At 65.5% G+C, this 24,732-nt stretch carries 27 protein-coding genes; 13 read left to right on the top strand and 14 right to left on the bottom strand.

Annotation, left to right across the window (positions count from 1 at the left end; all coding sequences use genetic code 11):
* Positions 1-227: 227 nt before the first annotated feature.
* Positions 228-1,211 (top strand): iron exporter MbfA, encoded by a 984-nt coding sequence (gene mbfA, locus JN302_RS38560; RefSeq protein ID WP_202331140.1) that lies wholly within the window; start codon positions 228-230, stop codon positions 1,209-1,211.
* Positions 1,212-1,226: 15 nt separating this feature from the next.
* Here the strand turns inward: mbfA and JN302_RS38555 are convergent, their stop codons facing one another.
* From JN302_RS38555 to JN302_RS38545, 3 genes are all read right to left on the bottom strand, one after another.
* Positions 1,227-1,571, bottom strand: coding sequence for an antibiotic biosynthesis monooxygenase family protein (locus JN302_RS38555; protein ID WP_202331139.1), 345 nt, complete (start codon positions 1,569-1,571; stop codon positions 1,227-1,229).
* Positions 1,568-1,900, bottom strand: coding sequence for an NIPSNAP family protein (locus tag JN302_RS38550; protein WP_202331138.1), 333 nt, complete (start codon positions 1,898-1,900; stop codon positions 1,568-1,570). Before JN302_RS38550 ends, JN302_RS38555 begins: the two co-directional genes overlap by 4 nt.
* Before the next feature lie 86 nt (positions 1,901-1,986).
* The gene (locus JN302_RS38545; protein ID WP_202331137.1) at positions 1,987-2,208 is read right to left on the bottom strand and encodes a DUF1127 domain-containing protein; all 222 of its coding nucleotides are present in this window, start codon (positions 2,206-2,208) and stop codon (positions 1,987-1,989) included.
* Between the two features lie 68 nt (positions 2,209-2,276).
* On the opposite strand from JN302_RS38545, the gene JN302_RS38540 reads away from it, so the two are divergent.
* Complete coding sequence (locus tag JN302_RS38540) at positions 2,277-2,957, top strand: ArsR/SmtB family transcription factor (RefSeq protein ID WP_202331136.1); 681 nt, start codon at positions 2,277-2,279, stop codon at positions 2,955-2,957.
* Between the two features lie 224 nt (positions 2,958-3,181).
* Entirely contained in the window at positions 3,182-3,337 is a 156-nt protein-coding gene (locus JN302_RS38535; RefSeq protein ID WP_202309451.1) for a hypothetical protein, read from the top strand.
* Here the strand turns inward: JN302_RS38535 and JN302_RS38530 are convergent.
* The 11 genes from JN302_RS38530 to JN302_RS38480 all read right to left on the bottom strand — a co-directional run bounded on the left by JN302_RS38530 (position 3,331) and on the right by JN302_RS38480 (position 13,360).
* On the bottom strand, positions 3,331-3,699 hold the full coding sequence (locus tag JN302_RS38530; RefSeq protein WP_202331135.1) for a DUF1850 domain-containing protein: 369 nt from the start codon (positions 3,697-3,699) through the stop codon (positions 3,331-3,333). The two genes, JN302_RS38535 and JN302_RS38530, sit on opposite strands and share 7 nt — an antisense overlap.
* Positions 3,696-5,795: a TRAP transporter permease gene (locus tag JN302_RS38525; RefSeq protein WP_202331134.1), complete on the bottom strand. Its 2,100-nt coding sequence runs from the start codon at positions 5,793-5,795 to the stop codon at positions 3,696-3,698. Before JN302_RS38525 ends, JN302_RS38530 begins: the two co-directional genes overlap by 4 nt.
* A 124-nt stretch (positions 5,796-5,919) precedes the next feature.
* Complete coding sequence (locus tag JN302_RS38520) at positions 5,920-6,879, bottom strand: TAXI family TRAP transporter solute-binding subunit (RefSeq protein WP_202309448.1); 960 nt, start codon at positions 6,877-6,879, stop codon at positions 5,920-5,922.
* Positions 6,880-7,000: 121 nt separating this feature from the next.
* The gene (locus tag JN302_RS38515) at positions 7,001-7,618 is read right to left on the bottom strand and encodes a glutathione S-transferase family protein (protein WP_202309447.1); all 618 of its coding nucleotides are present in this window, start codon (positions 7,616-7,618) and stop codon (positions 7,001-7,003) included.
* Between the two features lie 32 nt (positions 7,619-7,650).
* On the bottom strand, positions 7,651-8,619 hold the full coding sequence (gene cysK / locus JN302_RS38510; RefSeq protein WP_274609056.1) for a cysteine synthase A: 969 nt from the start codon (positions 8,617-8,619) through the stop codon (positions 7,651-7,653).
* A 93-nt stretch (positions 8,620-8,712) separates the two neighbouring features.
* Positions 8,713-9,330, bottom strand: a complete 618-nt coding sequence (locus tag JN302_RS38505; protein WP_202309446.1) for a LysE family translocator — start codon at positions 9,328-9,330, stop codon at positions 8,713-8,715.
* Positions 9,331-9,437: 107 nt separating this feature from the next.
* Positions 9,438-10,445: a proline racemase family protein gene (locus tag JN302_RS38500; RefSeq protein WP_202331133.1), complete on the bottom strand. Its 1,008-nt coding sequence runs from the start codon at positions 10,443-10,445 to the stop codon at positions 9,438-9,440.
* Entirely contained in the window at positions 10,442-11,257 is an 816-nt protein-coding gene (locus JN302_RS38495; protein ID WP_202331132.1) for an isocitrate lyase/PEP mutase family protein, read from the bottom strand. Before JN302_RS38495 ends, JN302_RS38500 begins: the two co-directional genes overlap by 4 nt.
* Before the next feature lie 109 nt (positions 11,258-11,366).
* A complete protein-coding gene (locus JN302_RS38490; RefSeq protein ID WP_202334589.1) occupies positions 11,367-12,023 on the bottom strand; it encodes an HAD family hydrolase in 657 nt (218 codons plus the stop codon).
* Positions 12,020-12,478, bottom strand: coding sequence for a dUTP diphosphatase (gene dut / locus JN302_RS38485; protein WP_202331131.1), 459 nt, complete (start codon positions 12,476-12,478; stop codon positions 12,020-12,022). The genes JN302_RS38490 and dut overlap by 4 nt, the downstream gene beginning before the upstream one ends.
* Positions 12,479-12,583: 105 nt before the next feature.
* Positions 12,584-13,360 carry an IclR family transcriptional regulator gene (locus tag JN302_RS38480; RefSeq protein WP_244846138.1) on the bottom strand — a complete coding sequence of 259 codons (777 nt, stop codon included), beginning with the start codon at positions 13,358-13,360 and terminating at the stop codon, positions 12,584-12,586.
* Between the two features lie 109 nt (positions 13,361-13,469).
* Here JN302_RS38480 and JN302_RS38475 point away from each other — a divergent pair, with 109 nt between their 5' ends.
* The 10 genes from JN302_RS38475 (at position 13,470) to JN302_RS38430 (ending at position 24,362) form a co-directional block, all read left to right on the top strand.
* Complete coding sequence (locus JN302_RS38475) at positions 13,470-14,522, top strand: pyridoxal-phosphate dependent enzyme (protein WP_202331130.1); 1,053 nt, start codon at positions 13,470-13,472, stop codon at positions 14,520-14,522.
* Positions 14,523-14,572: 50 nt separating this feature from the next.
* Positions 14,573-16,174 carry an ABC transporter substrate-binding protein gene (locus JN302_RS38470; protein WP_202331129.1) on the top strand — a complete coding sequence of 534 codons (1,602 nt, stop codon included), beginning with the start codon at positions 14,573-14,575 and terminating at the stop codon, positions 16,172-16,174.
* A 27-nt stretch (positions 16,175-16,201) separates the two neighbouring features.
* Positions 16,202-17,122: an ABC transporter permease gene (locus JN302_RS38465; RefSeq protein WP_202309440.1), complete on the top strand. Its 921-nt coding sequence runs from the start codon at positions 16,202-16,204 to the stop codon at positions 17,120-17,122.
* Positions 17,115-17,963, top strand: coding sequence for an ABC transporter permease (locus JN302_RS38460; protein ID WP_202331128.1), 849 nt, complete (start codon positions 17,115-17,117; stop codon positions 17,961-17,963). The genes JN302_RS38465 and JN302_RS38460 overlap by 8 nt, the downstream gene beginning before the upstream one ends.
* Positions 17,964-17,979: 16 nt before the next feature.
* The gene (locus JN302_RS38455) at positions 17,980-19,119 is read left to right on the top strand and encodes an amidohydrolase family protein (RefSeq protein WP_202331127.1); all 1,140 of its coding nucleotides are present in this window, start codon (positions 17,980-17,982) and stop codon (positions 19,117-19,119) included.
* Positions 19,116-20,105, top strand: a complete 990-nt coding sequence (locus JN302_RS38450; RefSeq protein WP_202331126.1) for an ABC transporter ATP-binding protein — start codon at positions 19,116-19,118, stop codon at positions 20,103-20,105. Before JN302_RS38455 ends, JN302_RS38450 begins: the two co-directional genes overlap by 4 nt.
* On the top strand, positions 20,102-21,067 hold the full coding sequence (locus JN302_RS38445) for an ABC transporter ATP-binding protein (protein ID WP_202331125.1): 966 nt from the start codon (positions 20,102-20,104) through the stop codon (positions 21,065-21,067). Before JN302_RS38450 ends, JN302_RS38445 begins: the two co-directional genes overlap by 4 nt.
* Before the next feature lie 78 nt (positions 21,068-21,145).
* Complete coding sequence (locus tag JN302_RS38440) at positions 21,146-21,640, top strand: RidA family protein (RefSeq protein WP_202331124.1); 495 nt, start codon at positions 21,146-21,148, stop codon at positions 21,638-21,640.
* Between the two features lie 355 nt (positions 21,641-21,995).
* Positions 21,996-23,585, top strand: a complete 1,590-nt coding sequence (locus JN302_RS38435) for a peptide chain release factor 3 (RefSeq protein WP_202331123.1) — start codon at positions 21,996-21,998, stop codon at positions 23,583-23,585.
* 108 nt (positions 23,586-23,693) lie between these two features.
* Positions 23,694-24,362, top strand: coding sequence for a cysteine hydrolase family protein (locus JN302_RS38430; RefSeq protein ID WP_202309433.1), 669 nt, complete (start codon positions 23,694-23,696; stop codon positions 24,360-24,362).
* Positions 24,363-24,732 lie beyond the last annotated feature (370 nt).

Here is a 24,732-nt window from a genome sequence, read left to right as displayed (position 1 = left end):
GCTCGATCTTCTTGTCGGCAAGCTTCGGCTTTGGCAAGGTCCGGTCGTGTTGACGGATGCCGAGCAAGCTGCATGACAGCGCCTCTTTCCGCGCATCGAGGCAACGCCTGCGGTCCTGCAAGGTTCCCGGGGGGAAGTCCCTGGACCAAGACCCTGGAAGAGGGGATGGTTGACGCCGTGCAGGCCGAGTCATAGTTTAGAATTATTCTAAACTATGGATCCTGCAAATGCTTTCTCGCGTCTTCGGTTTCGGCCGCCGGTCCTTCGATTCTCTGTCGGAACAGGAAATCCTCGCGCTGGCCATCTCGTCGGAGGAGGACGACGGCCGCATCTATCGCGCCTATGCCGACGGGCTGCGCGACGAGTTCCCTCAATCGGCCAAGGTTTTCAATGGCATGGCCGACGAAGAGGATTCCCATCGCGCGGCGCTGATCGACCTCCATCGCAAGCGGTTCGGCGAGCGCATTCCCTTGATCCGCCGCGAACATGTGCGCGGCTATTACGAGCGCAAGCCCGACTGGCTGGTACGGCCCCTCGGCATCGATCGTGTCCGGCAGCAGGCGGAGGAGATGGAGCGGCAGGCCGAGCGCTTTTATGTCGAGGCGGAGAAACGCGCCTCCGATGCCGCCACGCGCAAGCTGCTGGGGGACCTCGCCATTGCCGAACGCAGCCATGAAACGCTCGCGCGCCGGCTCGGCCAGAAGCATGTGCCCGAGGATGTGCGTTCGGAGGAAGCCGTCAGCGAACGGCGGCAGTTCATCCTGACCTATGTCCAGCCGGGGCTGGCCGGGCTGATGGACGGGTCGGTCTCGACGCTTGCCCCGATCTTCGCCGCCGCCTTCGCCACCCAGGACACGTGGCAGACCTTTCTCGTCGGGCTCTCGGCGTCTGTAGGCGCGGGCATCTCCATGGGATTCACCGAGGCGGCGCATGACGACGGCAAGCTCTCCGGCCGTGGCTCGCCGCTGAAACGGGGCCTGTCCTCCGGCATCATGACGGCGATCGGCGGGCTCGGCCACGCACTGCCCTACCTGATCCCGCATTTCTGGACGGCGACATCGGTCGCGGCAGCCGTCGTCTTCGTGGAACTCTGGACGATCGCCTTCATCCAGAACCGCTATATGGAAACGCCTTTCCTTCGCGCAGCCTTCCAGGTCGTGCTCGGCGGAGCGCTGGTGTTCGGCGCGGGGGTGCTGATCGGCAATGCATGACCGCCGGCGATGGCCTCACCCATGCACTGCCCTGCTGTCGTCGGGCGCTTCCTTGCGCTCGCTCAGGCCGTAGTCCCGCACGACATGGGCTATCCGCAGTCGGTAGTCGGCGAAGATGCCGCCGCGTCCTGCGTTCTGGGCGTTCCTGTGCGGCTCGGTATTGCGCCATGCCTTGACCGCCTCCTCGTCGCGCCAGAACGACAGTGAGAGCAGCCTGGACGGATCGGAGAGGCTCTGGAAACGCTCCACCGAGACGAAGCCGTCGATGCCGTCGAGCAGCGGGCGGAGGTCCGCGGCGATGCCGAGATAGGCGTCGCGCCGGCCGTCCGCCGGCACCACTTCGAAAATGACGGCGATCATGTCGCGCTCCTGCCGGCATGGGGCGCCGAGGCGAGCTTCAGGAAGATGCGATCCTCTCGCAGGATGAACTTTTCGCGCCGCGCGAATTCGTAGTTCTCCTTGCCCAGCGGGTCGGCGGCGAGCCGGGCGCGATAGGTTTCGTAGGCTGCCAGGCTGTCGATGTTGTAGACGCCGTAGGCGGTCGTCGCGGAACCTTCATGCGGTGCGAAATAGCCGATCAGGTCCGCCCCGCAACGCGGGATCGCCTGGCCCCAGTTGCGGGCATAGTCGACGAAGGCTTCCTTTCGGAACGGGTCGATCTCGTAACGGATGAAGCAGGTGATGGTCATGGTTTTCTCCTTTGGTCCTGGCGGCGGCGATGGTTCGACCTTTGTCGAAGCATCGATCCGCGGAGGCGGCTAATCTGGAGCCCGGGTCACTTCCGCCAGAACGGTTTGCCGCATTCGCGGCGCGCTTCCTCCGGCGATCGGCCGATGTCGGCGAGCATGCGTTCGTCGAGCGTGGCGAGATCGCATCGCTGGAAGTGGCGATCATACCAGCGGGATATGATCGACGCGGCTCGCTTCAGCCGCAGCCTGCGCAGGAAGGAGCGCAAAGGCGGCGCGGAAGCGGGATCGGTGTGGGTGATGGCAGGCATGGCCGGCTCCTTTCGACGACCCGACCATAGGCCTTGCCGGACGAGAATACTTCGATTAGGATCGAACTATGCGTGATGGACCTGACATCGCCCGTATCGCCAGCCTGGTCGGCGATCCCGCCCGCGCCAGCATGCTGACGGCACTGATGGACGGCGGCGCATTGACCGCCTCCGAACTGGCGCTGGAAGCGGGCGTCGCCTTGCCCACGGCGAGCTCGCACCTTGCCAAGCTTATGGATGGAGGGCTGCTGACGCTGAAAGCCCAGGGCCGCCATCGTTACTACGGTCTTGCCGGAGCCGAGGTGGCGGCCATGCTCGAGGCTATCATGGGCGTGGCCGCGAGCTTCGGCCCGAAGCGCACCCGGCCCGGCCCGCGCGACGCAACCATGCGCGAGGCCCGTATCTGCTACGACCATCTGGCCGGCGAGCACGCCGTCGCCATGCTCGACAGTTTCCTGGAGCGCGGCATCGTGGTGCGCGAGGGGGAACGGCTCGGCCTCGGACAGTCCGGTGCAGGTTTCTTCGAAGCCGTCGGCATCGATATCGGAAGCCTCGGTGGTGCGCGTCGGCCGGTCTGCCGCGCCTGCCTCGACTGGAGCGTGCGGCGCTCGCATCTGGCGGGCGCACTCGGCGCGGCGATCTTCGACCGGATCATTGCCCAGAGGTGGGCGCGGCGCGAGAAAGAGGGCCGCGCGGTCGTCTTTTCGCCGAAGGGGAAGACCGCCTTCGAGGCGACTTTCCTGCACTGATCGCGCTTCGTTCGCTGCCCGCGCGCAGCCAGCCAGTGTGTCCCAAAAACCACGCTACGAAGAATTAACCCGGCGGCACCACAACGCCGCGAAACTACCCTGTTTCAGCCATGATTCCCCGGCGTTCTGGGCAAAGATTAACATCGCGTTCACCGACGATTCACGGGTGTTCGCTATCATTCGCCTAGGTCGGAAGGGACAGCCGACGGGACAGGGACAAGGCAATGACAATCTGGAGCCGCTTCACGCACTACGCGTCCGCTTTTCGGGAGTTCTTCGCGCCGACATACCGGCCGGAGCGCCACTATATGCGCGGCCCGGGCCCTGCCTGCGCGCGCCGCCGCAACCGCTCGCTCGGGGCGCGGCCGAGCTTTCACTGATCGGACGGGCAGGCCTGCACGGACACCGGCTCGCCCGCTTCGGCGCCGAGGTCGAGACAGGTCTCCCCGGCGCATAATCTCCAGCCGCTCGCCGTCGCTCCCGAGGCCGCCAGGACCAGGGACGGGCGCGGCGGCAGGTGGGGCACATAAGTCCACCACCCATCCCGGAACACGGCTCCTTCAGGCGGCTCCATACCCGCCCCGGAGCCCTTGATACGCGCTGCGACGATCTCGAGGCCGGCTGGTGTGACCTTCCAATCCTCCTCCCACCGCGTCTTCTCGACCGAATGGGTCCAGGAGAGGGTGAAGAATGACGCGGCGAGCACCGTCGTCTTGCCGGCGGCGGCTATGCACAGGCTCATGACGCCACGAGCCGCCGCGCTTGCGACCAATGACGGCCGATCAGCAGCGCTGTGAGCAGGAAGCCGGCCTCGTCGGTGAGCGGCAATGCGAGCACCAGGAGCAGGCCGGCCGCGAGAGTGGCGACGCGTTCCCAGGCAGCCATCGGTGAGACCAGGAAGCCGGTGACGGCAGCGCCCCACAGCACGATGCCGAGGCAGGCCTTCAGCACGATGTATCCGACCTCGACCGGATAGCCGAAGCTCGCGGCAACGGGACCGGCATCCTGCAGCATGAGCGCGGGCGTGTAGACGGCCATGAACGGCACGACGAAGCCGGCGATCGCCAGCTTTGACGCCTGGATGCCGATCTTCAGCCCCGACTCCTTGGCCATCGGCGCCGCGGCGAAGGCGGCCAGCGCCACCGGCGGCGTCAGGTCCGCCATGATGCCGAAATAGAAGACGAACATGTGGCTGACGATAAGCGGCACGCCGAGTTCGAGCAGGGCGGGGCCTGCCAGCGACGAGGTGATGATGTAGTTGGGGATGGTCGGGATGCCCATGCCGAGCACGAGACAGGTGAGCATGGTCAGCAGCAGCGACAGGAACAGGCTGCTCTCGCCGATGGAGATGATGAAGCCGATGAAGGTCGAGGCGATGCCGGTCAAGGTCAGCGTGCCGATGACGATGCCGACGATGGCGCAGGCGATGCCGACGGGCAGGGCGTTCTTCGCACCCTCGGCGAGCGAGTCGCGGCAGATCAGCAAGGTTTCCCGGCCGCCTTTGAAGGTCAGGCAAGCGACGACGAGCGCACCGATGACCAGCGCCAGGATGTTGACGCCGTAACGCATGAAGGCCGCGGCGGCGAGGCCGAGCGCGACCCAGAACACGATGCGGAAGGCGAGCGGTCCGATGAGGGCCGCGAGCGGGGTGCCGAGGATAAGCACGACGGTGAGCGCCAGCCCCATCGTGCCGGCAAATATCGGCGTGTAGCCGGCGAAGAGCAGATAGACCAGCGCTGCCAGCGGCAGGACCAGCGGCCAGTGCTGCCTGACCGCGTGCCACGGGTTCGGCAGGTTCGCCTTCTCCATGCCTTTCAGCCTGGCCTTGCCCGCTTCGAGGTAGACCATCCAGAAGCAAGTCCCGAAATAGAGCAGCGCCGGGATGATGGCAGCCTTGACGACCTCGGCATAGGGAACGTTGAGCGTCTCGGCCATGATGAAGGCGACGGCGCCCATGACGGGCGGCATGATCTGGCCGCCCATCGACGATGTTGCCTCGACGCCACCGGCAAAGGCCGAGCGGAAGCCGAAGCGTTTCATCAGGGGAATGGTGAACTGGCCGCTGGCAACGACGTTGGCGACGCCGGAACCGGAAATCGTGCCCATCAGGGCCGAGGAGAGCACGCAGACCTGGGCCGGCCCTCCGCGCCAGGAGCCGACGAGACCAAGCGCGAAGTCGTTGAACAGCGCGATCATGCCGGCGCGTTCGAGGAACGCCGCGAACACGACGAAGATGAAGATGTAGGCGGCCGAGACGTAGATCGGCGTGCCGTAGATTCCTTCGGTTCCATAGGCGAAATTCTCGATGATCTGCGCGAGATCGTAGCCGCGATGGATGAAGGGCGGCGGCAAATAGTTGCCGAAGAAGCAATAGGCGAGGAAAAGGCCCGAAATGATCGCCAGCGCCGGGCCCATCAGGCGCCGCGCCGCCTCGAAGACGAGCACGATCAGTATGGCTCCGACGACGAGGTCGCTGGTGGTGAGGAAACCGGTGCGGCGCAGGATCGCCTCGTAGAAGACCCAGTTGTAGACGCCGGTCAGGAACCCGAGCAGGCCGAACGCCCAGAGCACCACCTTGCCGGTGGTCGATCGCGTCCTGAGGTTGGCAAGGAGCCCGAAGCCGAGCAGCAGCAGGAAGCCGACATGCATGGCCCGGATCACCTGGCTGGGCAGGTTGCCGTAGGCTGCCGTATAGAGCTGAAAGGCCGAGAACAGGACGGCGACGGTAAATGCGACCCGGCCGGCAGCACCGGCCCCCCAGCCCTCCGGAAGTCCTTCCGTCAGAATCTCGTCCGGCGCGGCAAGTACGGTCGGGGTGCTACTACGATCTTCAGCCATCGCTTCTCATGCCGCTCTTGTGCGCAGACCGACGGCGCTGCCCTCATCCGGCTGCCGCCACCTTCTCCGCAAGCGGGGAGAAGGTGCCGGCAAGCGGACGAGGGGCATTCTCAACCTCGCCCGATCATTTCAGCGCGCCGATCTCCTTGTAATAACGCTCCGCGCCCGGGTGCAGCGGCACGGGCATGCCGGCGAGCGCGTTCTCGACCTTGATCGCCTTGGCTGCGGCATGGGCGGCGGACAACTTGTCGAGATTGTCGTAGAGCGCCTTGGTCATCTTGTAGACGGTGTCCTCGGACACGCCGTCATGGGTGACCAGGAAATTGCCGACGGCCGCGGTCGCCACGTCCTCGGCCTGGCCCTCATAGGTTCCGGCCGGAATAGTCACCGCCTGATACGGGGCGCCGATCTCGGCGACGATGTCGGCCGGAACTGCCACGACATTGATCGGCAGCGAGGTCGCGAGATCGCGGATCGAAGCGACCCCGAGACCTGCCGACTGCAGCGTGGCGTCCAACTGGCGGTTCTTGATGAGTTCGACCGATTCGGCGAAAGGCAGGTACTCGACCTTGCCGAGGTCTTCGTATTTCATGCCGGCGGCAGCGAAGATCGCGCGGGCATTGAGCTCGGTCCCGGAAGCGGGCGCCCCGACCGACAGGCTCTTGCCCTTGAGGTCAGCCAGCGACTTGATGCCGGATTCCTTCGAGGCGACGACCTGGATATAGTTCGGATAGATGGCGGCGATGCCGCGCAGCTTGTCGAGCTTGGCCGGGAAGCCGGCCTCGGTGTTGCCTTCCCAGCCCAACTTCAGGGCGTCGCCGAGGGTGAAGGCGATCTCGCCCTTGCCCTGCTGCAGGAGATTGAGGTTTTCGACCGAAGCCTTGGTGGCCTGCACCTGGGTGCGTGCGCCCTCGATCGACTTGCCGTAGATCTCCGAAAGCGCCACGCCCAGAGGATAATATACGCCCGACGTGCCGCCTGTCAGCACGTTGATGAATTCCTGGGCGCCGGCGACCGCCGTGCCGAGCCCCAGCGTGAGCGCCACGGCGCCAGCCGAAATCAGTCTCCTGACGTGATGTTTCATGAGATTCCTCCCTCAAGACGATATGTGCCCCTGACCGAGTCAGGCAAGCAGTCTGCAATGATTATGCAGCGCATGCCAAGTCGGTTGTGGGGCGAAGCGCTTTCGTCCGCCGGCCGGCGGCCTACCAGAGGCGGTGCGTCTCGTTGAGATCGGCCAGAACGGGCTGCCGCTTGAGGGCGGAGCAGTGCCTGACGATGTTGGTCCACTCCTCGCGCGGGCGGTCACCCACGGGGTGCCAATGGGCGAGCATCAGGAGATAGACGTCGGCCAGCGAGAAGCGGTCGTCCACCAGCCATTGTCGTCCCGACAACGCGTTTTCGATGACGGCGAAGCAGCGGTCGCTCTCCGCAAGGGCGGCATTCTGGACGGTCTCCGCGGCGCCGGGATCGGATGTATAGCGTTGGGCGTAGAAATAGCGCAGCAGCGCAGGGTAGAGGGCTGAAGACATGAAGAACATCCAGCGCAGGAACTCGGCGCGGCCGGGTGATTGAGGTTGCGGAGCGAGTTCCGCCTCGGGAAAGCGCTCCGCGACGAGAGTCACCATGGCGCCTGATTCGGTGATCGACCGGCCGCAGGGCAAGGTGAGGACCGGCACCTGGCCGAGCGGGCTGATCGCCAGGAAGTCGTCGCCCGGTGCCTGCTTCGGCACATTGACCAGGGTGAAAGGTTGCCCGGCCAGGCGGAATGCCGCCTCGACGGCGAATCCGCCGGAGCCGGGCCTGCTGTAGAGTGTGTACAATTCTTGCTCCACCAATTGCGGCCTGACTGATGTCACAGCCCCTCGAACAAGGCGGTCGACAGATAACGTTCGGCGAAGGAGGGGATGATGACCACCATGTTTTTCCCCGCGCTTTGCGGCCGCGAACCGACGACGCTGGCGGCATGAAGCGCTGCACCCGACGAGATGCCGACCGGCACGCCCTCCAGCCGGGCGACCAGCCGGGCATTGGAGAATGCCTCTTCGTTGGAGACGGTGATGATCTCGTCATAGATCGAGGTATCGAGGATTTTCGGAGCGAAGCCGGCGCCGATCCCCTGGATCTTGTGCGGGCCGGGATTGCCGCCCGAGAGCACCGGCGAGGCTTCCGGTTCGACGGCGACGACATGGACACCCGGGCGGCGCTGCTTCAGCACCTGGCCGACGCCGGTGATGGTGCCGCCGGTGCCGATGCCCGAGACAAGGATGTCGACTTCCCCTTTGGTGTCGTTCCAGATCTCCTCGGCCGTCGTCGTGCGATGGATCTCCGGATTGGCCGGGTTGTCGAACTGCTGGGGGATGACGGCGTCGGGCAGCGTCTGGACGAGTTCCTCGGCCTTGGCGATGGCGCCCTTCATGCCCTTGGCGCCTTCGGTGAGGACCAGTTCGGCGCCGAGCAGCAGGAGCATCTTGCGCCGCTCCATGGACATGGTTTCCGGCATGGTCAGGATCAGCTTGTAGCCTTTGGCGGCGGCGGCGAAGGCGAGCGCGATGCCGGTGTTGCCCGAGGTCGGCTCGACCAGGACGGTGCGGCCCGGCGTGATTCGGCCCGAGGCTTCAAGCGCCTCGATCATGGCCACGCCGATGCGGTCCTTGACGCTGGCGATCGGATTGAAGAATTCCAATTTGGCGATGAGGTTCGCGACGATGCCCTTCTCGCTGGCGAATTTGTCGAGCCGGACCAGCGGCGTATCGCCTATGGTCTGCGTGATGGAATCATAGATGCGGCCGCGGCCGGCTGTGCGGATGGTGGGCTTGGTCACGGCTTGCCTCCTGAGGTCTTGTCGGAAAAATGACGAATCACGGGATGGAACGGCCTGAAGATCCTCCGGCTCGTCGGCGGGCCTCCGGCGCGCCTATTGCCGGGTTGCGATAGCCGCTGCCGCGCCGGCCATGAAGGCCGCGGCGGTGCGGTTGAGCGCCTTCAGCGCGCGTGGCGTGCTGAGCAGCCAGCGGGCCTTCGCTGCCAGCGCGAGATAGGGAACCAGCACCACCAGCAGCACCGCTATGGTGCACATCGCCAGCAGGCCGTAGTCGGTCGCGGTGATGGTATGCAGGTCGACCAGCGTCGGCGTCAGCGCCAGGTAGAAGATCATCGTCTTGGGGTTGCCGAGCGTGACCGTGAGGCCGGCGAGCAGGCTGGCGAATGCGCCGCCCCTAGCCTTGCGCGCCTCGATGGTCTCGGGCGTGATGCCGGACGTCCAGAAGCACCAGGCAAGCCAGGCGAGATAGGCGACACCCAGCCACTTGATGACGAGGAACACGGCGCCGAAGGTATGGGCGATGAAGGCGAGGCCCAGAACCGCCGCGGTCAGGTAAGTGAGGTCGCCAAGTACGAGGCCGAGCGCCATGAACAGCGACGAGCGGAAGCCAGAGCCGAGCGCCCTGGCGATCAGCGCGGTAAGCCCCGGCCCCGGGATGGCCGCGGCAACGGCGAGCGCGCCAGAATAGGCGATAAAACCGGCAAGCGTCATGACGTTCACCCTGCAAACGGACAAGGCGGCGCTTATCGCACGAAAGCGGACCGGCAGGGAAGGACGATCGCTTGCGCCACCGCGCGACCCCGGCTCCGCTTGCCGTCTCAGCGCACCAGGAACCCGCGTCCCAGCGTGTCGCCGTCCTCCAGCCAGTACTCCGCGGTGCCGGAGTAGTAGGCCTGACCGCCGACACGCGCGACGATGCCGGCGCGCCCGTCGGGGAATGTCATTGTCCGGGCCACGGAGCCCGTGAAGCGCGAGCCGACGACGCTTTCGAAGAGGCGTGCCTCGCCGGGTTCGATCTCGCCCTTGGCATGCATGGCCGCGAGCCTCGCGGTCACGCCCGATCCGGTCGGCGAACGGTCGACCTCGGCTTCCGCGAAGACGCAGATGTTGCGTGTCGCAACGCTGCCGGCGCCGTCACCTCCGTCGGTCAGGATCGTGCCGTAGAGGAAGGCGAGATCGGCATGGTCGGGATGGGCGAGCGGGAAGTCGCGCTTCACCTTGTCGGTGACGGCGCAGGCGGCGTCGACGAACGCGCGCGCGCGGCTCCGCCCGAATTCGAGACCGAACTGGCGGCAGTCGGCAAGCGCATAAAAAGCGCCGCCATAGGCGATGTCGAAGACGATCTCGCCGAAGCCGGACACGTCGATCCTCTGGTCGCGTGCGAACAGGAAAGCCGGCACGCTTTCGAAGGAAACCGCGCCCGCCTTACCGTCCTTCACCTCGACCGAGGCGACGACAAGGCCGCAGGGGCATTCGATCCCGACCCGGGTGACGGGCTCGACGGTCTCGACCAGCTTCCGATCGACGGCGTAACGGCCGAGCGCGATGACCGCATGCCCGCACATGGTGGAATAGCCTTCGTTGTGCATGAAGAGCACGGCGAGATCGGCGCCGGGCAGATCGGGCTCGACCGGCAGGACCCCATACATGTCGTAGTGGCCGCGCGGCTCGAACATCAGCATGCGGCGCAGATGATCGAGGTGATCGCGCACATAGGCGCGCTTCTCCAGGATGGTGCCCGGCGGGACCGCAGGGTAGCCGCCGGTCACGATCCGCACGGGCTCGCCGCCCGTATGCATGTCGACGACGGTCAGGACTTCCTTCATTTCGAGAACATCGCCTGCAATTCACCGAAGGGAATGCCCTCGCGGGAAAAGTCGAAGCGGCCTTCGTCGAGCATTTCACGTGCCGCCTTCCGCAGCATGCCGAAGGCATAGGTCGTCAGCTTCGAGCCGAGCGAAATCCGCCTCGCACCGGCTTGCGCGAGCTGGGCGACGGTGAAGCCCGGCACGGCCAGCACGTTGACCGGCTTCGACACCGCCTGGCAGACCGCTCTCACGGCCTCGATGTCGGTGAGGCCTGGCGCATAGAGCACATCGGCGCCGGCCTTCTCGAAGGCCTGAAGGCGTCGGATCGTGTCGTCGAGGTCGTTGCGGCCCCACAGGAAATTCTCCGCCCGCGCGGTGAAGACGAAGTCGCGCTTCAGCGCACGTGCCGCTTCGGCCGCGGCAGCCACCCGCTCGACGGCATGGGAGAACTCGTAGATCGGGCTGTCCGGGTCGCCGGTGTGATCCTCGATCGAGCAGCCGGCAAGTCCGGCAGCATCGGCGGCGAAGATGGTCTCGGCTGCGCTTTCGGCGCTGTCGCCCTTGCCTTTCTCGAGGTCGGCCGACACGGGCAGCTCGGTCGCGCCGGCAATGTCGCGGCAATGGTGGATCATCGCCTCGAAACCGACGCCGCCGTCGGGAAGGCCGCGAGAAAAGGCGAAGCCGGCACTGGTGGTGGCCAGCGCCTTGAAGCCGAGGGCGGCGAGCAGCTTCGCCGTGCCGATGTCCCAGGGATTGGGGATGATGAAGGCGCCTTCTGACTGATGAAGTGCCCGGAAGGCATTGGCCTTCGCGATGAGGTCCTTGTCCATGGCGTGGATCCGATAGATGGGAACGGTGGTGCCGCGAGTGTAGCGGCAGATCGCCCGGCCGCCAATCGCCCGCAGGCCAGTCTGCTGCCAGCCTGGGTGTCTCAGCCTCCTACCGCAGCGGGATCAGTCTGGCCAGCGCGCGCATGTCGTCGAACAGGATGCCGCCGGACGAAGAGAGCCCTTCACGATCGGCGAGAGGGTCGCCGCAATAGGAGAAGACGCGCATGCCGGCGGCGATGCCGGCCTGGGTGCCCGCGACGCTGTCCTCGACGACGACGCAGCGCTCGGGCGCGAAACCCATCACAGAGGCCGCATGCAGGAAGAGGTCGGGAAAAGGCTTGCCGCGTGCGACCATGGTGGCGCTGAACATCCTGCCTGCGAACAGCGGCAGGAGCCCGGTCACGCCCAGCGTGATCTGCATCTTGCTCAGCCGGGCGGAGGTGGCGACGCAGTAGGGCAGACTGGCTGCCTGGACTTCGTCGATGAAGCCCCGCACATTCGGGATGGTGTCGACGCCGGCGGCAAAGAGATCGGGCAGCGCCAGGTTCCAGCGTTCGACGAAATCCGCGCCGAGCGGGACGCCCTCGGCTTCAACCTCCGCCTGGACAGAGGTCATGCTGCGGCCGGAGAAGCGTTTGCGGCAATCCTCATAGCTGATCGCATAACCCGCCTCGGTCAGCCATTGCGACAGCCTCAGATTGCCCGGCCCCTCGGTGTCGACCAGGACGCCGTCGCAGTCGAAGATGACGAGATCGGGAACCATCAGGCCGTTCCGGTGGAGCCGAACCCGCCGGCGCCGCGTCCCGTCGAGCCTGCCAGGCTGCGCTCCTCGATGGTGGCTTGGACGACCGGTGCGATCACGAGCTGGGCGATGCGCATGCTGCGCGTGACCAGGAAGTCCTCGTCGCCGAGATTGACGAGGAGCACCTTCACCTCGCCGCGATAGTCGCTGTCGATCGTCCCCGGCGTGTTGAGGCAGGTGATGCCGTGCTTGAGCGCGAGACCGGAGCGCGGGCGGACCTGGCCCTCGAAGCCTTCGGGTATCTCCAGGACGAAGCCGGTTGGAACCAGCATGCGCTTGCCTGGCAGGACGAGCATGGGACGGTCGTCGGGGACAGCCGCGCGCAGGTCCATGCCGGCGGATCCGGCCGTTTCGTAGGAGGGCACGGCCAACCCGTCGGCATGGGGAAGCCGGACGACGCCGAGAAGCGGGATCATCATGGCAGTGTTTCCAGTGTCGTTTCGCGGCTCAATGGACCAGCAGGCGCGCCCTTGCAAGCGTCCAGTCTGTCCGTCCCCCGGAATCGAGCGCCGGTCGAGCGGGCTTCAGTGGGCAGAGAGCGTCCGGCTGCTTTCGAGCAGCCGCTGCCGGAGCTTGCCGTTTTGCTCCTCGGACGAATCGATCGGCAGCACAAGGCAGATCGTCGCCTCGACCTTGCCGTCGGCGGCGTAGATCGGGGCCGCGAGACATTGTGTATAGGCGTCGACCAATCCCTTGGTGAGGCAATATCCGTCCGAGCGCGCCTGGTCGACCGCCGCGAGGAACTGCTCGAGTTCGATGAGCCTGCCATCCGGCAGCCGGAGGTCGTCGGGCGCGATCATCTCCTCGATCTCGGCCCGTGTCTTGCCGGCGAGCAGCAACCTGCCCGAGGCAGTCCAGGGTATCGGGATCTGCAGGCCAACCGCCGAACTGATGCGGAAAGGCCGTGTTCCAGGGCACATATGGATGATCGTGTAGCGGCCATTCTGCAAGGTGCAGAACTCGCTTGTCTCTCCGGTCTCCTTGGCAAGGCGGTCGACCTCCTTGCGTGCCCGCTTCGCCAGCGGGTTCTCGCGCAGATAGTTGAGGCCGTAGAGATAGATCTTCTTGCCGAAGAAGATGCGGCCATCCTCGGCCGCGATCTCCAGCAGCTCCGCTTCCATCAGGTCGTTGACCAGCGTGTAGGTCGATGAGCGCGGCGCGTTGAGAGCTTTCGCCAATGCGCCGATCCTGATGCCTTCGCCATGCCCATGGAGGAATTCGAGGATCTGCAGGATGCGGTCGACGCTGCGTTCCCGGCCCGTTGCCTGCTTGCCGGCGAATTCTCGAGGCTGCTCCGACACGATCTCTCCTGCGCCCTTGCGAAAGCGATGACAGCTGCTATTGTGTCCTTAGTAGAGGACATATGTCTTGGATACGAGACAGTCAACTCGAATCTGCGTGGAAGAGAGCATGGTCGTCGCCGACCGAGATCGTGAGGTTGTCTTGATGGCCGCATCGTTGCCCATGACCCACGCAGAGATCCGCGGGCGCATCGCGATGATCCGCCGCCTCGATATCGCTCTCAAGCGCACGCCGATCGAGGAAGCGAAGAATCTCAGCCAGGTTCTTGGCGGCCCGCGTATCTTCGTAAAGCGGGACGATCTCACGGGCGTCGCCTTCGGCGGCAACAAGCTGCGCAATCTGGAGTTCCGGCTGGCCCACGCCATGAAGGACGAGCCTGATACCGTCATCGTCGGCCTCGACCTGCAGTCGAACTCGGCGAGGCAGACTGTCGGCGCCTGCAACAAGCTCGGCCTACGGACCATCCTCGTGCTGGAGGGGCGGCAGCCGAACAATGTCCAGGGCAATTTGCTCGTCGATTACCTGCTGGGGGCGGAGGTGCATTTCGCCCGTGATCGCGAAGAGCAGCGCGCGAAGCTCGATTCGCTTGCCGCCGCCGTCGCCGATGCCGGCGGCCGGCCTCACATCCTCAACGACAATCCCATGTTCGACGTGGCTTCGGCCGTCGCCTATCTCGAAGTGACGCTCGAAGTCGTCGAACAACTCGCCGAGCGGCAGCTGTCGCCAGCCTGTTTCTACATGTCGTCCAGCGGCAAGGGGCAGGCCGGAATGGTCCTGGCGCAGAAGCTGCTTGATCTCGATTTCGCCATGCATGGCGTCACTGCGACCGATGAATTCCATATCCCCTCCCGGACCGCGGCGATCACCAACCAGACAGCGGCGGCGCTCGGTCTGGATCTGGTGGTGGGCGAGGAGGATATCGTCAACTTCACCGACTTCGTCGGCAAGGCCTACGGCATCCCGAGCGAAGCCGGCAACGAGGCGGTCCGTCTCTTCGCACGGACCGAGGGCATCATCCTTGATCCGATCTACACGGGCAAGGCGGCAGCCGGACTGATCGCGCATGTGCGCGAGGGCCGGTTCTCCAAGGACGACGTCGTGGTCTTCGTCCATACCGGCGGCACGCCCGCCGTCTTCACCTGGAGCGAACTGTGTCTTTGAAACGACGCCGGATGGGCGTGGTCCGGCGGCAGACAAGAAAGGGGAGAGACATGCATCGCAGAGATATTCTGTCGGGAGCAGCCGTGTCCGCTGCCGTCGCGGCCTTGCCCGCCGGCACCATCAGGGCCTGGGCGCAGGCCTCGTCGGGAACGATCACCTTCGGCCAGAGCACGAGCATCCTGACACTCGATCCCGCCCATGGCGCCTTTACCGGCTATCCCGGTGGCTACGAGGCGGCGCTGGTCCTGTTCGACAGGCTGCTCGATTTCGATGCCGACATGCGCATCGTCCCGCAACTCGCCGAATCCTACGAGATGAGCCAGGATCTGAAATCCTGCACCCTCAAGCTCCGGCCCAATGTCACCTTCCACGACGGCACGCCGTGTGACGCGGCGGCCGTCAAGCTCAATATCGAGCGGATGATGGACAAGGAGCGCAACACCACCAACCGGCCGCTGTGGGACCCCATCGCAGGTGCAGAGACTCCGGACGCAACCACCGTCGTCATCAAGACCTCCCGGCCGTTCGCCCAGTTGCCCAATACGCTGGCGCATGGTTCGGGGGCGATCGTCTCGCCGGCGGCGCTTGCCAAGCACGGCGAGGCCGGTTTCGCGCAGAACCCGGTCGGCGCCGGCCCCTATATGCTGGAGGGCTTCAGTCCGGGTCAGGAACTCGCCCTCAAGGCGTTCGACGGCTATTGGGGCGGCAAGCCGGGTGCCGGCAGGATCGTCTTCAAGTTCATCGCCGAGCCAGCGACCCGCATCAACGCCCTCAGCACCGGAGCCGTCGACGTCATCGACTCCGTCCCGGTCCAACTCGTCCAGCAGATCAGCCAGTCACCGAATGCCGATATCATCCGACGGCCTGGGCTGCGCCCGATCGGCCTGGCCTTCAACCTCACCCGGCCTCCGCTGGCCGATCAGAAGGTGCGTCAGGCGCTGAACCTTGCCGTTCCGGTCGCCACCATCGCAGAGAAGGTCTTCTTCGGCTTCGCCAAGGCGCCGGATTCGCCGCTCGCCTTCGACACGATCGGTCATAAGACTGTCGGCGAAAGCGTCTTCGATCAGGAAAAGGCAAAGGCGCTTCTGGCCGAGGCGGGTTACGCGCCAGGCAGTGACGGCGTCGTCGCCAAGGACGGGGCAAAGCTCAGCCTTGCGCTTTATGCCCCCGAAGGGCTTTTTCCCGGCGACATAGCCGTAGCCGAAATCGTGGCCGCCTCGCTCAAGCAGGTTGGCGTCGACGCGGCGATCACCAAGATCGAGAAGGGCGCCTATTGGGATCATCTGCGCCAGGACAAGGCCAATCTGAAGTGGGACCTGGCCATGTTCGGCTTCAATCCGTCCAATGCGTCGGGCGCCTACCATATGGCGTCGCTCTTCCGCTCCAACGCCGACGACGACGCCAAGCCGGAGGTGTGGAACATCGGCCGCTACAAGAATCCCAGGGTCGACGAGCTCCTGGTTACGGCCGACAGCGCGCCAGGTGAATCCGAGCGCATGGAGGCCCTCGGCGAGGCGCAACGCCTGGTCTGGGAAGACGCACCCTATCTGTGGCTGCAGATCAACGAGAACGTCACCGCCGTCCGCCAGGGGGTGACCGGCGTCGAGGTGCTGCCGATCGTCTTCACGTCGCTGCGCAACGCCAAGAGCTGATGGAGTGGGTGCTTTAGACGGCTGACGATGCTGAGGTTCCTGGTCAAGCGTTTCGCCACCATACCGCTGGTCGTGCTGGGCGTGGTGACGATCCTGTTCGTGATCTTCAAGTCCGTGCCCGGCGATGAAGCTTCCTTCGTCGCCGGAGCGACCGCGACCCAGGCCGAGATCGAGGCGGTTCGAGTCCAGCTCGGTCTCGACCGGCCGCTCGTCCAGCAATATGTCGGCCATGTCGTCGGGCTCCTGTCCGGCGACTTCGGGTTTTCCTCGACCTTCCGCGGCAATCCGATGCCGCACATCCTCGAGCGCTTGCCGGCCACGCTGGCGCTGACGGCTTCGGCGATTCTGCTCACCATCGTCGCGGGGATCCCGGCCGGTGTGGCGGCGGCCGCGAACCGCAACCGCTGGCCGGACTATGCCATCTCCTTCGTCGTCGTCGGCCTGCTGGCGATCCCGAATTTCTGGCTCGGAATGGTCCTGATCGCGTTCCTTTCCGTCAACCTCGGCCTGTTGCCGAGCTTCGGAGCCGAAGGGCCCCTGTCGCTCGTCATCCCGACCCTGGCGCTCGCCGCCCGCCTGATCGCGCTGGTCGCGCGAATGACGCGCGGCGTCGTCATCGAGGAACTGCGCAAGGACTATGTCCGCACCGCGCGCGCTAAGGGCATGGCCCCGCCATTGGTGCTGCGGCGCCATGTGCTGCGCAACGTGATGATACCGACCGTCACCGTGATCGGCCTGCAGACCGGATATCTCCTGGGCGGCTCGGTCGTGGTCGAACGGCTGTGCGCCTGGCCCGGCATCGGCGACCTGATGCTGACCGCGGTCTCGGTACGCGACTACACGCTCATCCAGGCGATCACGCTGGTGTTCGTCGTCGGCTTCCTGTTCGTGAACATCGCCGTCGAGGTCATTTACCGTCTCGTCAACCCGAGGCTGCGCTATGCCTGAGGCTGTTTCCGTTCATCCGCGCAGGCTGCTCCGCAACCGCAACGTCTACCTCATGGCGGGCGCCCTCCTGCTGCCCTGCTTCGTCTTCCTGGCGCTGTTCGGTCCGGCGATCGTGCCCTACGACCCTAACGTTCAGGACTTGCTTGAGCTGCTCGAACCGCCCTCGGCCGCGCATCTCCTCGGCACCGACAATGTCGGCCGCGACATACTCTCGCGGCTGATCGCCGGCACCCGCTACACGCTTTCGATCGCGCTCGTTTCGGTATTCTTCGCCGGCCTGGGCGGCGTGGCCCTGGGCTCGATCGCCGGCTATTTCGGCGGGCTCACCGACCGGATCGTCACCACCGTCATCGACCTGCTGCTGACGGTCCCCAACATCGTGCTGGCCATTGCCATCGCTTCGGTGGCCGGGGCGAGTGCCACGGGGCTCACCATCGCCATCACCGCCAGTTTCATTCCGCCGCTCGCCCGCCTCGTGCGCGGGCGCGTCATAGAACTTGCCCAGGAAGACTTCGTCGCGGCCTCCATCACCATCGGCATGAGCCATGCGCGGGTATTGCTGCGGCACATTCTGCCGAACGCCGTGACCGTCATCGTCATCGAGCTCAGCCTCAATGCGGGGCAGGCGGTGCTCATCGGTTCGGCCTTGGGCTTTCTCGGCCTCGGGGTACAGCCGCCGGCGCCCGAATGGGGCACCATGCTCGGCGCCAGTCGCGAGTATCTCACCATCGCGCCGCATCTGGTCCTCGCGCCCGGTATCGCCATTTCCCTGCTCGTGCTCGCTTTCAATGCGCTCGGCGACGGATTGCGCGATCTCTTCGATCCCAATGCGAATTCCTAGATCAAAGGGTGCCAGAATGGACTTCGGCGTCATGGATTTCGGCGTCATCGACTGCCACGCCCACATCTTTCCTCCGGCGGCGGGCGCTTCCGGTTTCGCCGACGTGGCGACGCATCGCCTGCATCAGCAGCGCGCCATGCACATGCATGGCAACCAGCCCTACCGGCGCCGGCGCGACGATGCGATCGTGACTGAGCGTATGCTTTGGGATCCGACCGACCCGTCGCCGGCCGGAGCCCGCGACACCGCCTTCCGTGCAGGCCGCTTCGGACGGTTCGAATGGACGGATCGCGGAGAGGACTACTACGTCCAGTTCCTGCCGCCCTGGATGGACGATCTCTCCATGGATGCCGAGAGGCTCGTGGCGTTCATGGATTATGGCGGCGTCGCGCAAGCGGTGCTGCAGAACGACCATATCTACGGCAATCTCGCCGAGAACTTTGCCGCGGCTGCGGCCGCTCACCCCGGGCGCTTCGTCGGCCTGGCCCAGGTCGAGGAGGCCTTTGCCTTCACCGATGACGAGATCGCCCGGCTGCACGACCAGATCGGTCGGCTGGGCATGAGCGGCGTCTACTTCACGACGACGGGAATGTTCCGCAGTGGCTATCAGCCGTTCCACTCGGACAAGGCCTATGATCCGTTCTGGCGCGCGGTTGAAGAGAGCGGCCTGCCGGTCTGCTGGGTCCAGTCAGGGAGTTCGCCCGTCGGCACCTACGAAGACGAGATGAGACATCTGGCGCGGGTCGTCGAGCGCTTCCCGGGGATACATCACGTCCTGGTCCACGGCGTGCCGACGGCACTCTATGCCGACGAGCGGGACAGGCTCATCCTGCCCGACGTGCTGGCCATGCTGCTCACGCAGGCGCCCGTTTCCGCCGAGATCCTCTATCCTATCGCCTGGGGCGGCAAGCAGGACTATCCTTATCCGCGCGCCCACAATCACATCCGGCAGCTGGTCGACCGTTTCGGAGCCGGGCGTTTCGCCTGGGGCTCCGACACGCCGAATGTCGACCGCTACTGCACTTATCGCCAGTCGCTGACCTATTTCACCGGCTACAGCGATTATCTCTCGGATGCCGATCGAAGGGCGATCCTGCGCGACAACGCACTTGCCATCTTCCCTGCGCTGCGTGCGGCCCACGGGGCGGACGGATGAAGCCGGTCCTCTCCGTTGAAGGCCTGACGGTTCGCCTGACCACCGGCGGACGGTCGTTCGACGCCGTCTCTGATCTCGGCTTCCAGGTCGCCGCCGGCGAGGTGCTGGCGCTTGTCGGAGAGTCGGGCTCCGGCAAGAGCATGACGGCGCTCTCGGTGATGCGCCTTCTGCCTCCCGCGGCGGAAATCACCGCCGGCAGCATGGCCTTCGGCGACCTCGATCTGGCCGCGGCGACGGAGCACGATTTGCGTGCCATACGCGGCAACCGGATCGGCCTGATCTTCCAGGAGCCCATGACGGCGCTCAACCCCACAATGCGCGTGGGGTGGCAGGTTGCCGAAGCCCTCGAACTGCACAAGGGCATGGATGGGGCGGCGGCGCGCCGGCGAGTCGAGGAACTGTTCGACCTCGTCCGCATCCCCGACCCCAAGCGCCGTTTCGACGATTATCCGCACCAGATGTCGGGCGGCATGCGCCAGCGTGTCGTGATCGCGCTCGCACTCGCCTGCGATCCTGATCTGCTCATCGCTGACGAGCCGACGACGGCGCTCGACGTGACGACCCAGGCACAGATTCTCGATCTCTTGAGGGACCTGCAGAGTGAACTCGGCATGGCGACGATCCTCATCACGCATGACCTCGCGGTCGTCGCTGAGACCGCCGATCGGGTGGCGGTGATGTATGCCGGCCGGATCGTCGAGCAGGCGACCGCCGGGCAGCTCTTCGCCGCGCCGCGCCATCCTTACACCCATGGCCTCCTCGGCTCGATCCCACATGTCACGGCGCCCGACGAGGCGACGACACGGGGCCGCCTCGCCGAGATCAAGGGAACTGTTCCCGCGCTTTGGGACCTGCCCGAGGGTTGCGCCTTTGCGCCGCGTTGTCCGCGCAGCACCTATCGGTGCCGGAAGTCTCGACCGCCCCTGGTCGAGGTCGTGCCGCTGCGGCAGGAGGCTTGCTGGCATCCCGTCGGAGATGCCCGATGAGCCCCTTGCTCGATGTCCGCGACCTGGCCAAGACGTTCACCGTGAGCGGCGGCATTGGCGGTGAGCCGGCGACGGTCCACGCGGTCGACGGCGTGTCCTTCGCGATCGCCCGCGGCGAGACGCTGGGACTTGTCGGCGAATCCGGCTGTGGCAAATCGACGGTCGGCAAGATGATCGTCAGGCTGCTGGAGCCAAGCGCGGGCCGGATCCTGCTCGAAGGCACCGACATCACCCATGCCTCCTATGGCGCCATGCGGCCGCTTCGCCGCCGCCTGCAGATGATCTTCCAGGATCCCTACGGTTCGCTCGACCCGCGCCAGCGCGCAGAGGACATCGTGGCGGAGCCGTTGATCGTGCATGGCGGCTACGACGCGGGCGCGCGCCGTGCGCGCGTTGCCGAGCTCTTCGAACGGGTCGGGCTGCGCGCCGACCAGTTGCGCAATGTACCTTCCAAATTCTCCGGCGGGCAGCGGCAGCGATTGGCTATTGCGCGGGCGCTCGCCTTGAACCCGCCGCTGATCATTGCCGACGAGCCGGTTTCGGCCCTCGATGTCTCGATCCAGGCCCAGGTCGTGAACCTGATGTCCGACATCCAGCGCGAGCTCGGTCTCGCCTATCTCTTCATCGCGCACGATCTCGGCATCGTCCAGCACATCAGCGACAGGGTCGCGGTGATGTATCTGGGAAGGATCGTCGAGATCGGGCAAACGCGGGCCTTGTTCGCAAGCCCGCGCCATCCCTATACGCGCGCGCTCATGGACGCGGTGCCGCGGCCCGATCCCGCTCGTCGGCATCAAAGGGCCAGGATACCGCGCGGCGAAGTGCCGAGCCCCCTCGACCCGCCTTCCGGCTGCCGCTTCCACCCGAGGTGCCCTCTCGCCACCGAGAGGTGCCGCGTGGAGCGGCCACAGCTGCGGGTAGTCGGATCGGGCGCGGAAGCGGCCTGCCACAATGTCGAATAGGCGCCATCAGGACCATAGCCTGCACGCTCGTTTGCCGCGACCGTGGGCGCCCGAAGAAACACAAGGACGGAGCGACAGATGGACATGACCGAACGCAACGCGCAGCGCTCGCGGTCACCGCAGGAGAGGCTGGCGGAACTCGGCATTCTGCTGCCGCCTCCGCCGAAACCCGTCGCCAACTTCCTTACCCATGTGCAGGAAGGGGATCTTCTCTTCCTTTCGGGGCAGGGGCCACAGGAGGCCGACGGACGCGTGCACAGGGGCAAGGTCGGAGGCACGGTGACGGTCGCCCAAGCCTATGGGCATGCATGGCTCACCGGCATCAATCTGATTTCCGTCATGCAGGCCGCAGTCGGCGATCTTGCACGGGTCAGGCGCATCGTGAAGCTGTTCGGCATGGTCAACGGGGCGCCCGAGTTCGAGGACCATCCGCAGGTCATCAACGGTTGCTCGGACCTGTTCATTTCCGTCTTCGGCGACGCCGGGCGTCACGCTCGCTCGGCCGTCGGCCTGGCCTCTCTGCCGGGCAACATCACGGTGGAAATCGAGGCCGTGATCTCGGTGAACGGCTAGCCAACGGTCGATCGATCAGATCAACCGTTGGATCACGCGACTACTGGCCTGCGCCGGTTGGCGCGAGGCCAGGCGGCCCGGATGGCCGCGCCGGCGATCGAGGCTCCGTGGAGGCGCAGGCATCCTCGAGGGACGGCCCGTCGATCAGGCCTTTCGCGCCGGACGCGAAGCTGGCTCTGGCGGCCCAGTCGGCCTACTTAACATTCGACAGGCGCGCTTGCTCCTGTTAGAAGCGCCGCCGACAGGATGGCACCGGGAACAGTCTGCTTTTTGCTCCCTTGCGCGGTTCGGTCGGGGTCTCTACCGCCGATCCGGGAAGCAGGCAGTTCTCCGCCGCACGACAGGAATTTCCGCTTTGGCTGAAGACATCAAAAAGGCGGTCGCGCGCCGCCGCACCTTTGCGATTATCGCGCACCCGGACGCCGGCAAGACCACGCTGACCGAGAAGCTGCTTCTGTTCGGCGGCGCCATTCAGCTCGCCGGCGAGGTGAAGGCGAAGAAGGACAGGATCCAGACGCGCTCCGACTGGATGAAGATCGAGCGCGAGCGCGGTATTTCGGTGGTCACCTCTGTGATGACCTTCGAATATGGCGACCATGTCTTCAACCTGCTCGATACGCCCGGTCACGAGGACTTCGCCGACGACACCTATCGCACCTTGTCGGCGGTCGATTCCGCCGTCATGGTCATCGATGCTGCCAAGGGTATCGAACCGCGCACGCTGAAGCTGTTCGAGGTGTGCCGCCTGCGCGACATCCCCATCGTCACCTTCGTCAACAAGATGGACCGGGAGAGCCGTGATCCGTTCGAGATACTCGACGAGATCGAGGCCAAGCTGGCGCTCGACACCGCGCCGGTGACCTGGCCGATCGGCCGCGGCAAGACCTTCTCCGGAACCTATCATCTCGCCCAGAATGCGGTGCGCCAGAGCGACGAGCAGGAGGAACGTCTCCCGGTCCACGGGCCCGATTCCAACCGCGTCGCCGGCCTGCTGCCCGACAACGAGCGCGAGGCATTCATCGAGGAACTGGAACTGGCGCGCGAGGCCTGCCGTCCCTTCGATCGCGACGCCTTCCGCGAGGGTCATATGACTCCGGTCTATTTCGGCTCGGCGCTGCGCAATTACGGCGTGCGCGACCTGATCGAGGCGCTGGGTGAGTTCGGCCCGGCGCCGCGCGCCCAGGAAGCCGACAGCCGCACGGTCGAGGCGACGGAATCAGGCATGAGCGCCTTCGTCTTCAAGATCCAGGCCAATATGGATCCGAACCATCGCGACCGCATCGCCTTCGTGCGGGTCTGCTCGGGCAAGCTCGAGCGCGGCATGAAGGCGAAGCTGGTGCGCACGGGCAAGCCCATGAGCCTTTCGGCGCCGCAGTTCTTTTTCGCCCGCTCGCGCATCACCGCCGACGAGGCCTATGCCGGGGACGTCGTCGGTATCCCGAACCACGGCACGTTGCGCATCGGCGATACGCTGACCGAGGGCGAGGGACTGCTATTCCGGGGCGTGCCGAATTTCGCGCCAGAGATCCTGCGCCGCGTGCGCCTGGGCGACGCCATGAAGGCCAAGAAGCTCAAGGAAGCCCTGCAGCAGATGGCCGAGGAGGGCGTGGTGCAGCTCTTCTCGCCAGAGGACGGCTCGCCGGCGATCGTCGGCGTGGTCGGCGCCCTGCAACTCGACGTCCTCAGGGAGCGGCTTTCGGTCGAATACGGCCTGCCGGTCGATTTCGAGATGGCGCGCTTCTCGGTCTGCCGGTGGATTTCTGCCGCCGAACGGTCCGAACTGCAGCGCTTCCTAGATACGCATCGCGGCGACATCGCCCGCGACCTCGATGGAGACCCGGTGTTCCTGGCGCCGCATGAATTCGGTCTGAATTACGAGGCCGAGCGCTGGAAGGCGATCAGCTTCGCCGCAGTCAAGGACTATCAGGTCAGGGAAGCGGCGTAGGGCGCCGAGCGTCCGACCGGGCCTGAAACGACGCATGGCGCCTGCCGAACCCGATCCCGATTTTCGGGATCATGCGATAGGGCTGCCGCGAGGATTTGGAGGATGCTCATGATTACCTTGTCGACCAGGCCGGAACCGATTTCGATCGAGCCGCGCAGCATGGCCGTGATCGTGGTGGACATGCAGAACGCCTTTGCCTCCAGGGGCGGCATGTTCGACCTTGCCGGTATCGACATTTCGGGCGCCGCGCCGGCCATCGACGCCAACCAGCGGCTGCTTGCAGCATGCCGCAAGGCCGGCATCGAGGTGATCTACCTGCAAATGGGGTTCAAGTCCGATCTCAGCGATGCCGGCGACCCGTCGCTGCCGGTCTATCACAAGGAACTGGCGCTGGTCATGATGCGCAACCGGCCCGAACTGGCCGGCCGGCTGCTCATAGAGGACACGTGGGACTGGCAGATCGTTCCGGAACTGGCTCCCGAGCCGGGCGATGCGGTCATCCGCAAGGCGCGCTACAGCGGCTTTGCCCGGACCGGACTTGAAGACCATCTCAACAGCCGCGGCATCCGCCATCTGCTGTTCACAGGAATCGCCACCAACATCTGCGTGGAGAGCACAGCCCGCGAAGCCTATTTCCGCGACTTCTGGCCGATCCTGGTCGAGGATGCGATGAACCAGTCGGGCCCAGACTTCAACCGCCAGGCGACGCTGTGGAACTTCGAGCACGCGCTGGGCTGGGTCACGACGTCGGCCGATGTGTTGAAGGCGCTTGGATAGGGCTGTGGCTGCGCTTTGATTGGTCGATGGCCGCCTTCAAACCGGCGAGAAGATCCCGACGATAATTGCATCAAGGCAACCTGCTACGCGCTCGCGCGGTATGCGTCTCGCTGGATTACCCCTCATCCGACCTCGCTGCGCGAGGCCACCTTCTCCCACAAGGGGAGAAGGCAACGCCTGCCGCAACGCTTCCGCCAGTCGCGAGCGTTGGTGATTTGCAGAGGCGGCAATGCCGGGCTCCGGCCTTCTCCCCTTGTGGGAGAAGGTGGCCGCGCCCACGGGTCTTGCCTCCGGCAAGCCCGAGGACAGGCTCCGCGCGGTCGGATGAGGGGTTGCTTGGCGCGACAGACAATTGGACACCGAAAGGCAG

Origin of the sequence: Mesorhizobium sp. L-8-3 (genome assembly GCF_016756615.1) — a bacterium.
Classification (GTDB): domain Bacteria; phylum Pseudomonadota; class Alphaproteobacteria; order Rhizobiales; family Rhizobiaceae.
This window is presented reverse-complemented; position numbering and strand designations above follow the sequence as displayed.

What these genes read in the sequence shown, in the direction of transcription:
- JN302_RS38530 (WP_202331135.1), bottom strand. Translation starts at nt 3,699, where the DNA reads ATGAGCCTGTGCATAGCCGCCGCCGGCAAGACGACGGTGCTCGCCGCG.
- dut (WP_202331131.1), bottom strand. Translation starts at nt 12,478, where the DNA reads ATGATGATCCCGCTTCTCGGCGTCGTCCGGCTTCCCCATGCCGACGGG.
- JN302_RS38505 (WP_202309446.1), bottom strand. Translation starts at nt 9,330, where the DNA reads ATGACGCTTGCCGGTTTTATCGCCTATTCTGGCGCGCTCGCCGTTGCC.
- JN302_RS38525 (WP_202331134.1), bottom strand. Translation starts at nt 5,795, where the DNA reads ATGGCTGAAGATCGTAGTAGCACCCCGACCGTACTTGCCGCGCCGGAC.
- JN302_RS38450 (WP_202331126.1), top strand. Translation starts at nt 19,116, where the DNA reads ATGAAGCCGGTCCTCTCCGTTGAAGGCCTGACGGTTCGCCTGACCACC.
- JN302_RS38555 (WP_202331139.1), bottom strand. Translation starts at nt 1,571, where the DNA reads ATGATCGCCGTCATTTTCGAAGTGGTGCCGGCGGACGGCCGGCGCGAC.
- JN302_RS38500 (WP_202331133.1), bottom strand. Translation starts at nt 10,445, where the DNA reads ATGAAGGAAGTCCTGACCGTCGTCGACATGCATACGGGCGGCGAGCCC.
- JN302_RS38445 (WP_202331125.1), top strand. Translation starts at nt 20,102, where the DNA reads ATGAGCCCCTTGCTCGATGTCCGCGACCTGGCCAAGACGTTCACCGTG.
- JN302_RS38475 (WP_202331130.1), top strand. Translation starts at nt 13,470, where the DNA reads ATGGTCGTCGCCGACCGAGATCGTGAGGTTGTCTTGATGGCCGCATCG.
- JN302_RS38460 (WP_202331128.1), top strand. Translation starts at nt 17,115, where the DNA reads ATGCCTGAGGCTGTTTCCGTTCATCCGCGCAGGCTGCTCCGCAACCGC.
- JN302_RS38520 (WP_202309448.1), bottom strand. Translation starts at nt 6,879, where the DNA reads ATGAAACATCACGTCAGGAGACTGATTTCGGCTGGCGCCGTGGCGCTC.
- JN302_RS38545 (WP_202331137.1), bottom strand. Translation starts at nt 2,208, where the DNA reads ATGCCTGCCATCACCCACACCGATCCCGCTTCCGCGCCGCCTTTGCGC.
- JN302_RS38465 (WP_202309440.1), top strand. Translation starts at nt 16,202, where the DNA reads ATGCTGAGGTTCCTGGTCAAGCGTTTCGCCACCATACCGCTGGTCGTG.
- JN302_RS38550 (WP_202331138.1), bottom strand. Translation starts at nt 1,900, where the DNA reads ATGACCATCACCTGCTTCATCCGTTACGAGATCGACCCGTTCCGAAAG.
- JN302_RS38535 (WP_202309451.1), top strand. Translation starts at nt 3,182, where the DNA reads ATGACAATCTGGAGCCGCTTCACGCACTACGCGTCCGCTTTTCGGGAG.
- JN302_RS38455 (WP_202331127.1), top strand. Translation starts at nt 17,980, where the DNA reads ATGGACTTCGGCGTCATGGATTTCGGCGTCATCGACTGCCACGCCCAC.
- JN302_RS38430 (WP_202309433.1), top strand. Translation starts at nt 23,694, where the DNA reads ATGATTACCTTGTCGACCAGGCCGGAACCGATTTCGATCGAGCCGCGC.
- JN302_RS38495 (WP_202331132.1), bottom strand. Translation starts at nt 11,257, where the DNA reads ATGGACAAGGACCTCATCGCGAAGGCCAATGCCTTCCGGGCACTTCAT.
- JN302_RS38440 (WP_202331124.1), top strand. Translation starts at nt 21,146, where the DNA reads ATGGACATGACCGAACGCAACGCGCAGCGCTCGCGGTCACCGCAGGAG.
- JN302_RS38470 (WP_202331129.1), top strand. Translation starts at nt 14,573, where the DNA reads ATGCATCGCAGAGATATTCTGTCGGGAGCAGCCGTGTCCGCTGCCGTC.
- mbfA (WP_202331140.1), top strand. Translation starts at nt 228, where the DNA reads ATGCTTTCTCGCGTCTTCGGTTTCGGCCGCCGGTCCTTCGATTCTCTG.
- JN302_RS38540 (WP_202331136.1), top strand. Translation starts at nt 2,277, where the DNA reads ATGCGTGATGGACCTGACATCGCCCGTATCGCCAGCCTGGTCGGCGAT.